Below are 7689 nucleotides of genomic sequence, written 5' to 3' on the forward strand. Positions count from 1 at the left end.
CGCATGGCTTCGCTTACATTCTGGTATCGGCCCGACGCGACCAATGACTGAACCAACTGGTCTTGAGTTTCTGTTAGGACAACGTTGCGTGTGACCATCGAACAAATCTCCTCGCTGGCAATATATGCCAATGAGAGGTTTCGGTCAATGTTCGGAGCCTTGCATCGCCGAATCTAAAGGGTCGTTTAATTGCGATGCCTTAAATTGCAAACGGCCCGTTTTCATGTCCCTCATAGGCTATGCTCGCGTATCGACGGAGGATCAGACCCCCCTGCCCCAGTCCGAGGCGCTGCAATCGGCGGGCTGTGTCGAGATCTTCGAAGAACACGCCTCGGGCGGCAATCGCGCGCGTCCGGTGCTTGCGCGCGTGCTCGACCGAGTCCAGTGCGGCGACACGCTTGTCGTCGTGCGGATCGACCGGCTTGCGCGGTCCTTGTCGCATCTTCTCGAGGTGATTGAGCGTCTGGAGGCCAAGGGTGCCTTCTTCCGCTCCCTGCAGGACCCCATCGACACCTCATCCCCGCAAGGCAAATTCACACTGCAAGTTCTTGGTGCTGCGGCCGAGTTCGAACGTGCCTTGATCCGCGAGCGTACCAAGGCTGGGCTTGTCTCGGCACGCGCCAAAGGGCGCGTAGGTGGCAACCCAGGGCTTCGCGCCAAGGACCCGTCCGCGCTGCGCAAGGTGCGGCTGGCGCGACAGGACGGCTACATGGAGCGCCTGAACAAGTCCGCGCAGGATTGGGTGCCCCATGTGCGCCGTTTGCGCCCCGATATGGCTTGGGAGGACGTCCTGCGGATCATCAATGGCCCCCTGCCCCATGATCGGCGCTGGACGCAAAGCCGCTTGCTACGCGCTGTGAAAGCCTACGTCCGGGACGGGTTTCTGCCCGCCGAAGTGCTGGATCGTGCTGGACGCCGGGATACTGACGACCGCCTACCCGCGATCGTCGCCGCCATCAAAGGCGCAGACCCGGATATCACGCTGAAGGCGATCTGCGACCGGTTGGAATCCATGCGTGAGCAGACTCCACGGGGACGTACAAGCTGGCAGCCGTCCTCCGTCAGGATGCTGTTGGAACGGGCGGAGCGACTTGGGTTGCTAGTCAGGCAAATGGATTGAGGACGCGCAGCCGATCTTCGACCAGCAATCCGTTGTGCATGTCCTCGCTCCACAACGTCGTACACCCAGCTATCAGTGCGGCAGACACGATCATCGCGTCATAGACCGATAGCTGGTACTTCTCTGCCAACGCGCGACCCACTTGATGGGTTTGAACCGTCAGGTCCTCGACCGGGCACAGAGACTGGATACCCTCGAGAAACGCTCCAGTTTCCTCCCAACTTAGCCCAGCTTTCCGCCGGCAATTGGCCATCGCTTCGTTCAGGACCTGGACGCTGATCCGAGGTCCCTGCCCCAGAATTTCCTCCGCCCTATCCGCCTTTGGGCCATCGTCAAGCAGGTAAAGCACAACATTCGTGTCAGCGAATTCAGCGCTCATGCGCAGCGTCGCGACTTAGACGCGCGTCCCTGGGCAGTTTTCCGCGAAACCGCCTTAGCCCTTGCAGGACTTCATCGGCGCGAGGCTGGCGCCTGACCAGAATGGTCCCATCGTCCTTTACTAGGTCGACCTGGTCGCCTTCCTTCAAGCCGAGTTCCCGCACAAGATCCGCGGGTAGCCGGACGGCAAGGGAGTTTCCCCATTTGGCAACTTGCATCTCGTCCTCTCAGGTATGGATCAACATCGGAGTATGTATATCCAAAACAATCAGAAGGCAAGTTTTGTGCGTTCGAAGCATTTCTCACTTCTGTGCAAAAAACCATCCTTGTCGCCTTCGAGCAGATTTCTGCCTCGCTCCTCTTCGTGGGATGCGGTCCTATGGTGTGGTCTAAAGCCGTTTTGTTCATGAGTGTCGCCTTCGATCTGTTGCGTGGTGTGCATGACATGCTGGTCGCTGGGTACGCCTGATCACAAAGAGCAATTACCAGAATTTTCCCCTGTCCCTTCGGGACGTTCTGCGCGGAACAAAATTTGCCCCCCTGCCCTTCTCCGCGTTGCTTCGCTTTCGGTGTATTCAGGTCGTTGTCACCGGCCCTCTGACCACCATTGCAACACCAGCTAAGCAGCAAAGCAATCCCCACCAAATGCATCAAATTCGAAGGCGCTTACATCATGACTGCCAAGGGTATCGGTTCGATTTCCACCCAGAACTCCGACATCGACATCACCGTCGGGCCGGTCGCAAGCGATAAATCTATGGCTCCCACGCGTTGCGTCTTTAGTCGCTCGCCCGATGATCGACTGGTCGAATGCGGTGGTACTTGGAAGAAGTAGAGCCATGACTCCGTCGTCGGTTACTTCACCATGAGCGTTCGGGATTTCGGCTTCAACGCCAATCTCGGCAAGGCTGCAAACCAGGATGATGACACGATCCAGGCGGTGATCCCCTGCGGCCCGAAGGAAGCCTAAACGAAATCTCCAGCGAGGCTTTTGGCCTCGCTGGAGGGTTTACAGCTGTAAACTGATCTGGTTTTCTCTGTGGCGTATATAGTCTAACCCTACCGCACTAGACACTAAATCAGCGAAAAACCTTGACTTAGATGGGTGAATCACACCTGTTATCCCCAAGTGGCGCGAAAAAGGCCACATTTTCGAAATTGGGGCAACCACATGATTCCAGTGACACCACTCGCAACCGAAAGGCCTTCAGCTCTCGCAACTGATATTTCCGTGCGATTGAATGCGGCGATTCGAGAACACCTACTTGCGGCATTCGCTCCGGACAATACCAAGTCCCTACGTAAATTCGCTGCTCCCGAAGTCGCCGAGCTTCTGGGTGTTTCCGGCCAGTTTATGCGAAAGGTGCATGCGGAGGGAACCGTCCCTGAGCCCGATGACATCCGGGGTGGCCGTCGATACTACACTGCCCAGGAAATCTGGGACGCGCGTGAGATTCTGGAGCGTTCATCCCGAACAAAGGGACGGTATGTGCCGCGCCGATCCTCCGAAGAAAAGCTCCAGGTTTGGCAGTTGATGAACTTCAAAGGCGGTAGCAGCAAGAGCACCACCACTATTCACCTGGCCCACTATTTCGCGCTTCGTGGCTACAGGGTCCTTGTAGTTGATCTGGACCCACAAGGCTCTCTTACGTCTATGTGTGGGATCAGTCCGGAAATCGAGTTTGATGGGCTGACGATCTATGATGCTATTCGCTACGATGATCCCGTGTACATGGCGGACGTCGTGCAAGCGACGTACTTCCCAGGATTGTCTATCGCGCCCTCAAGACTGATCCTTTCAGAGTTCGAGACAGAATCCGCGGTTCATTCCAATCCTGATCAGCCGTTCTTTACGCGCATAAGAAACGCACTGGCGCAAGTTGAAGGTGACTTCGATCTCGTTCTCGTGGACAGCCCTCCACAACTTGGCTTTTTGACAATTGCTGGGATGGCTGCAGCGAGCTCGCTTATCGTGCCGCTTACACCTTCCATGCTGGACGTTTCTTCGACGGCCCAGTTTCTTGAGCTTGCGGGCGCATACATGGGGGTGATTGAAGAGGCCGGCGCAACGCTGCAATATGATCATTTCAAATTTTTGGTCACCCGTGACGAACCGACGGATGTGCCTTCTCAGCAGCTCACATCGTTCATGCGCGCATTGTTTCAAGATCGCGTAATGTCAGCAACTGCTCTGAAAAGCACAGCAATCAGCGATGCGACGATGCTCAAGCAGTCGATCTATGAGGTTGTTCGTTCCGAAATGACGCGAGCGACATACGATCGTGCCAAGGGCTCTATGGATTCCGTGGGCGAAGAGGTCGAGCGAATGATCCATCAAGCATGGGGACGTTCATAATGGCTAGGAAATCACTCCAAGATATGTCTGGCATTGCGAATACCATCGCCCGGTCTGGCGCTAAGCCGGTGGGCAAAGTTGCAAAGACAAGTGCTCCGGCTCTCGGAGCGCTACAAGGATCACTTGCTGCAATCCGAGAAATTGATCCGAACCTAATCGATGACTGGGGCCCTGCGGACAGGCTCGACGAGTTTACAGCTGTAAACTCAGAAGACGACGGCGAAGGTTTCGATGCGCTCAAAAGCAGCATCCAGGACGGTGGACAGCAGGTGCCGATCCTTGTTCGAAAGGCGAAGTCCGAGGGGCGGTTTGAGGCTATCTATGGTAGACGCCGCCTAAGAGCCTGCCGGGAACTCGGCATCAAAGTACGCGCCAATGTACAAGACATAGATGACCAGACAGCTCTTCTCGCAAAGGGCTTGGAAAACGCCGCTCGCCGCAACCTATCGTTTTATGAAAAGGCGCGGTTTGCGGAGGCAGTCCTAGAGGCCGGTCACGCGACTCCGACGGTGCGGCAAGTTTTGAGTCTGTCTGCCTCGGGTCTCTCGCACTTGATGAAGGTGACCCAGAGTGTACCGGTCAAAGTTGGTGATCTTATCGGGGCCGCACCGAAATCTGGCCGGCCCAAGTGGACCGCTCTCGCCGAGCTTTTCATCGCCAAAAAACTCACTGAGAGGGCTGCCGTATCCGTTCTTCAAAAGTGCGGTAAGGAAGTGAGCTCTGATGATCGACTGGATGTGCTGCTGAAAGAAGTTTCCAAACGAGGTGCGCGACAAGGTCGTAGCTCCTCGGAGATGACGCCAGTTGAGGGTGTGACGATCAAGACAGGACGCGGGTCGATATCGATGTCGGCTAAGAAATCGGGAACCAATGCGAAGTTTGCGGAATGGCTCGACGAGAACCTGGCTGAGATTATCAAGAGATCCTACGCCGAGTTTACAGCTGTAAACCGGACGGATGAAAATTGAGGATGAGCAGAAAGGAGGAAGGCGAGCAAAGAAAAACCCCCGAAACCGGAGCTTCGAGGGCTGCTGCGCAAAGCGCAGTTCTTAGATTAGACACCTAGAATCTAGCAGTCCGCGAATCACCACACAAGAGAAAACGCTCCTGAGCGAACGGGAAATCTTTGCCGGCTGGCAAACTAATGACAAAATTCAACGATGCTCCGCATGGAGCGCCTGGGACAGTCATGCCTCAGAAGGGTGGAGGTTTGTCTAATACCAACCAACCCTCGGGGTGGCGCAAAGCGACGGCCGGACTGGCGGTTGCTGAACAGCACGCACAAGCTGGTGAAAGAGCAGCCGTGCCCAAGACACAGGCCTTTGTCGCCGTTAAACGCGTTGGTGCGCATATAGGCCTTAAGGCTGGCGACATGATGCTTCTCGACACGCTTGGGGCCTTCACACAGGCCCAGGACTGGGAGGAGGGGCAGCGTCCGATCGTCTGGGCTTCCAATTCTTATCTGATGGAGCAAACAGGCTTCTCGCTCTCGGCGCTCAAGCGCCATGCCAGACGTCTGGCCGAGATCGGCGTGATTGCCTTCAAGGACAGTCCAAATGGCAAGCGATGGGGCCACAGGGACGCTGACGGTCGTATCCTCGAGGCTTACGGATTTGATCTGTCGCCGCTGTCGGCTCGCGCCGAAGAGTTTGAGCATCTCCATGCCCAACTACAGGCTGAACGTGAACTCTGCCAGCGCCTGAAGCGCCAGATCACAGTTGCGCGCCGAATGATCCGCGCAAGGATCGAAGCGGCCCAGGGGGGTGCTCTGAGTGGCCCCTGGACACAACTCTCAAGCCTCTTTGAGGATCTTCTGCACCGCTTGCCACGCCGGAACACGGCCTCTGAGGCGCTTGAGCGGCTCCTAGGTTGGTTCAGAGAACTTCAGGAGCGTGTCGAGGCGACCTATCTCAAGGCAGTTCGAGCGGATGAAGTTGTGGAAAACATGCCCGCAACTACTGAACAAGAGCCAAAAGAGATTCAAGAAATGGACCCCAGGGAGGTCATTTCTGAACCTCATATACTAATTACAACTCAACTAAATCCTGTAACCTGTAATCGCTCAGAAACTGAGCAAGCGGCGGCCGTGGTGCCAAATGCGCCACCGGAAGAGAAGGTCGATACGGAGCTGGAAGACTGGGTGATTGAAACACGTAGGAAACGTGGTGCAGCGCTTGATTTGCCGACTGTGATGCAGGCTTGTCCTGAATTCGCGTCCTGGGCTCGCAATATGGGCGGGTATTTGAAGGATTGGGGCGATCTGCATCGGGTTGTCGGGCAGCTAAGGCCGATGATCGGCGTCTCAGAGCACGCTTGGAACCTCGCTCAGGACCGTCTCGGGCCCCAAGTCGCGACAGCAGCGCTCGTTCTCACGTTTGACAAGCATTGCGCCGGCGAAGTGGCGTCTCCGGGTGGATATCTGCGGGGTATGGTCGAGAAGGCTGGGGCAGGGGAGCTGCATCTAGAGCGTAGCTTCTATGGCCGGTTGAGCGGCCAGGCGGCGTAATGGGATGGGTAGCAGGTGTCCCGCATCTGAAGTTCCAAGTCGAGCATGCGGAGATTGCCGCCCTTATTCTCCGCGCGGTCTGCGGTGTTTGTTATTGTCTTGCGGAGATTGTGCCGTATAATCTCCGCAAAGAGTGCGTAAAATATGACCTACATTCACGAACTCCCTGATTGGCCCCAGTTTACCTGGGATAAGGCCAAACTGTCGTCCCAACTTGCTGCGGTCCGTCACCGCCAAGGCAAGCTCTTGGGGCGCATGGAGGGTCTTGGCTTCGATCTTCGCAACGAGGCGATGCTCAGGACACTGACCAGTGATGTCGTGAAAAGCAGCGAGATCGAGGGGGAAACGCTCGACAAGGATCAGGTTCGATCGTCTATCGCAAAGCGGTTAGGTCTGGAAATTGGCGGACTGATCCCGTCTGATCGCCATGTTGATGGTGTTGTCGAGATGATGCTGGACGCGACCCAAGCGTATGACCAGCCACTGGACGCGGAGCGTCTGTTTGGCTGGCATGCGGCTCTCTTTCCGACCGGGCGAAGCGGAATGACCCGGATCAGGGTGGGAAATTGGCGTGACGGTCCCATGGAGGTTGTATCAGGACCTTATGGCCGCGAACGCGTGCATTTTGAGGCGCCAGACGCCGAACGGTTAGACCCTGAAATGGCGCGCTTCCTGACCTGGTTTAATCAGTCCTCCGAGGCGGATCCCGTCATACATGCCGCCATCGCCCATCTGTGGTTTGTCACCATCCACCCCTTCGATGATGGCAACGGACGCATCGCGCGGGCGATCGCAGACATGGCCTTGGCGCGATCCGAAGGCAGCGCGCAGCGGTTCTACAGCATGTCGACGCAAATCCGACAGGAGCGGAGCGAATATTACGACATGCTCGAGAAAACGCAGAAAGGCGGGCTTGATGTCACGGCGTGGCTCGTTTGGTTCCTGGCTTGCCTGGACCGCGCATTCGATGGTGCCGAGATCATCCTTGAGGCCGTGTTCCGGAAGGCGCGGTTCTGGGAGAAGTATGGAGCGGCGAACATGAACGACCGCCAGCGGGACATGCTGAACCGCCTGCTGGATGGGTTTGAAGGAAAGCTCACGACGTCTAAATACGCGAAGATCGAAAAATGCTCACAAGACACGGCATATCGCGACATCCTCGATCTGATGGACTTGGGCGCCCTTGAGAAAGATGAAGCTGGCGGACGTAGTACCAGCTATTCCCTGACGGCGATGTAAAGAGGCTCCTCAAAGGCTAGTGGATTGATCGCGACAAACGAGTCCGAATTGGGATTCCCATTTGGTGCTGGCCGTGCGAGTCATGCTGAT

Annotated in this window: 8 protein-coding genes; 5 read left to right on the forward strand and 3 right to left on the reverse strand. The window is 56.4% G+C overall.

Going from position 1 to position 7689, the window contains the following annotated elements; all coding sequences use genetic code 11:
* Positions 1-98: ribbon-helix-helix domain-containing protein (locus tag VK792_RS19175; RefSeq protein ID WP_435404866.1), on the reverse strand; the 98-nt coding region annotated here is incomplete at its 3' end.
* Positions 99-223: 125 nt separating this feature from the next.
* Here VK792_RS19175 and VK792_RS19180 point away from each other — a divergent pair.
* Complete coding sequence (locus VK792_RS19180; protein ID WP_326299506.1) at positions 224-1120, forward strand: recombinase family protein; 897 nt, start codon at positions 224-226, stop codon at positions 1118-1120.
* On the opposite strand, the gene VK792_RS19185 is transcribed toward VK792_RS19180, so the two are convergent.
* Both VK792_RS19185 and VK792_RS19190 read right to left on the reverse strand, forming a co-directional pair.
* Positions 1104-1499, reverse strand: a complete 396-nt coding sequence (locus VK792_RS19185) for a PIN domain-containing protein (RefSeq protein WP_326299508.1) — start codon at positions 1497-1499, stop codon at positions 1104-1106. The two genes, VK792_RS19180 and VK792_RS19185, sit on opposite strands and share 17 nt — an antisense overlap.
* Positions 1489-1716, reverse strand: coding sequence for an AbrB/MazE/SpoVT family DNA-binding domain-containing protein (locus VK792_RS19190; RefSeq protein WP_326299510.1), 228 nt, complete (start codon positions 1714-1716; stop codon positions 1489-1491). The genes VK792_RS19185 and VK792_RS19190 overlap by 11 nt, the downstream gene beginning before the upstream one ends.
* 953 nt (positions 1717-2669) lie before the next feature.
* Between VK792_RS19190 and repA the strand changes: the two genes are divergently transcribed.
* The 4 genes from repA (at position 2670) to VK792_RS19210 (ending at position 7599) form a co-directional block, all read left to right on the forward strand.
* Entirely contained in the window at positions 2670-3854 is a 1185-nt protein-coding gene (gene repA / locus VK792_RS19195; RefSeq protein ID WP_326299511.1) for a plasmid partitioning protein RepA, read from the forward strand.
* Between the two features lie 68 nt (positions 3855-3922).
* Positions 3923-4822, forward strand: a complete 900-nt coding sequence (gene repB / locus VK792_RS19200) for a plasmid partitioning protein RepB (RefSeq protein ID WP_326299513.1) — start codon at positions 3923-3925, stop codon at positions 4820-4822.
* 221 nt (positions 4823-5043) lie between these two features.
* Positions 5044-6360 (forward strand): plasmid replication protein RepC, encoded by a 1317-nt coding sequence (gene repC / locus VK792_RS19205; protein ID WP_326299515.1) that lies wholly within the window; start codon positions 5044-5046, stop codon positions 6358-6360.
* Between the two features lie 144 nt (positions 6361-6504).
* Complete coding sequence (locus VK792_RS19210) at positions 6505-7599, forward strand: Fic family protein (RefSeq protein WP_326299514.1); 1095 nt, start codon at positions 6505-6507, stop codon at positions 7597-7599.
* Positions 7600-7689: the final 90 nt, after the last annotated feature.

The sequence above is a fragment of the Mesobacterium hydrothermale genome (assembly GCF_035818635.1).
Classification (GTDB): domain Bacteria; phylum Pseudomonadota; class Alphaproteobacteria; order Rhodobacterales; family Rhodobacteraceae; genus Mesobacterium_A; species Mesobacterium_A hydrothermale.